Raw genomic sequence first — 2,023 nt, forward strand, 5'->3', positions numbered from 1 at the left:
GATGATGCGGTCCTTCAGCAGTCGGTCAAAAACACCGGTGTTTGGTGTCGGGTCGGCCATTTCGCGCTCCGTTTCAGTTGTCGCTACCTGATAAATGTATCTGAGCATGCCAGCCAAAACGGCCGTGTTCGCCCTCGGCAGATTGCGGGCCGCCCACAGGGCCCCCACAAGCATGAATTCAACGAGAATAACGTTCACGTGGAGGAAGGTGCCTGTCGAGGCACCGTCAGGCCGACATCTCGACTCCATGTCCGTGGATCGTCACGGGCGCAGCCCCGCAGCAAAACACAAGGGCCGGATGTCTTCCGACATCCGGCCCTTGTTGCGTGCGAAGAGTGCTACTTGGCGGCGGCGTCCTCGGCGGGTGCGTCGACGGCCTCGGCCGGAGCATCCGTCGTGACGGCGTCGTCCGCTGCACCGATGATCGGCGCGGTGAACTCGGTGAGGTCAACGGGCTTGCCGTTGGAGTCGACGACCTCGGCCTTGCCCAAGGCAATGGCCAGAGCCTTGTTGCGAGCAACCTCGGCCACCATCGACGGGATCTGACCGTTGGTGTTGAGGGTCTGCACGAACTCGCTCGGGTCCATGCCGTACTGGCTGGCACCCTGGATGAGGTACTGCGTGAGCTCGTCCTGGCTGACCTTGACCTGCTCGGCTTCGGCGATCGTGTCCAGCAGGATCTGCTGACGGAACGTCTTCTCGCTTGCTTCGGTGACCTCGGCGCGGTGCACAGCGTCTTCGAGGCGGCTTTCGCCCTCGAGGTGACGGTGCACCTCGTCCTCGATGATGGCGGCCGGAAGCGGAACGTCAACGGACGTCAGGAGGGTCTCAATGAGACGCTCGCGCGCCTGTCCACCCTGACCGAAGACCTTCGAGCGCTCAACCTGCGTCTTCAGGCTCTCGGTGAGCTCAGCGATGGTGTCGAACTCGCTGGCGATCTGAGCGAAGTCGTCGTCGGCGACGGGAAGCTCGCGCTCCTTGACGGCGATGACGGTGATCGTGATCTCGGCGGTCTCACCCTCGTGATCTCCACCCATGAGGTCGGACTTGAACGTGGTGGATTCGCCGGCGCTGAGCGAGTCAAGTGCCTCGTCGATGCCCTCGATCAGGTCGCCGGAGCCGACCTCGTAGGAGATGCCCGCGGCGGTGTCGACCTCGACGCCGTCGATGGCGGCAATCAGGTCGATCTGAGCGAAGTCTCCGGTTGTGGCCGGACGGTCGACGGTGATGAGCGTGCCGAAACGGCTGCGCAGCTTGTCGAGTTCTTCGGCGACCTCGTCGTCGTTGATCTCGACGGCGTCAACCGTGAGCTTGATGCCGTCGTAGGACGGGATCTCGATCTCGGGGCGAACATCGACCTCGATGGCGAGCAAAAGGTCTCCGGAGAAGTCCTTGTCACTGGGCCATTCGACGATGTCGGCCTCGGGGCGACCGAGGGGACGGAGCTTGTGCTCCTCGACGGCGGAGCGGTAGAAACCGTCGAGGCCCTCGTTGACGGCGTGCTCGAGCACGGCCGACTTGCCGACGCGCTGGTCGATGATGGGCGGCGGAACCTTGCCCTTGCGGAAACCGGGGATGTTGATGTCCTCGGCAATGTGCCCGTAGGCGTGGGTGATGGCTGGCTTCAGCTCGTCTGGGCTCACCGTGATGGTGAGCTTCGCGCGCGTGGGGCTCAGTTTTTCGACCGTGGACTTCACTCGGGACTCTCCTGTGTATTGAAACGGTGTGCTGCGGGTAATGTCGGGGCGACAGGAATTGAACCTGCGACTTCTCGCCCCCAAAACGAGCGCTCTACCAAGCTGAGCTACGCCCCGGATCTCGTTCGACCCGTTGGTACTGAATTACTGGGGAGCCAAACTGCCCGGAGGCTGATTGACCTCAGCCAGTCTAATGCACGGCTTTCGGCTGGATGTGCCCCCACTGGCATTCCGCACCCTGATTCATGTACTACGATATTCGAGTGCCCAAGATTACGGGTGTGGGGTCGTAGCTCAATGGTAGAGCCTGAGTTTTCCAAACTTAT

At 62.2% G+C, this 2,023-nt stretch carries 2 protein-coding genes and 1 tRNA gene; all 3 read right to left on the reverse strand.

Going from position 1 to position 2,023, the window contains the following annotated elements; all coding sequences use genetic code 11:
* Positions 1 to 198: hypothetical protein (locus JF66_RS17615; RefSeq protein ID WP_156109891.1), on the reverse strand; the 198-nt coding region annotated here is incomplete at its 3' end.
* A 140-nt stretch (positions 199 to 338) separates the two neighbouring features.
* Positions 339 to 1,697, reverse strand: a complete 1,359-nt coding sequence (gene tig, locus JF66_RS17620) for a trigger factor (RefSeq protein ID WP_035880072.1) — start codon at positions 1,695 to 1,697, stop codon at positions 339 to 341.
* A gap of 43 nt (positions 1,698 to 1,740) precedes the next feature.
* Positions 1,741 to 1,814: transfer RNA gene (locus JF66_RS17625), tRNA-Pro, on the reverse strand.
* Positions 1,815 to 2,023 lie beyond the last annotated feature (209 nt).

The organism is Cryobacterium sp. MLB-32, assembly GCF_000738085.1.
In the GTDB taxonomy this organism is placed as follows: domain Bacteria; phylum Actinomycetota; class Actinomycetes; order Actinomycetales; family Microbacteriaceae; genus Cryobacterium.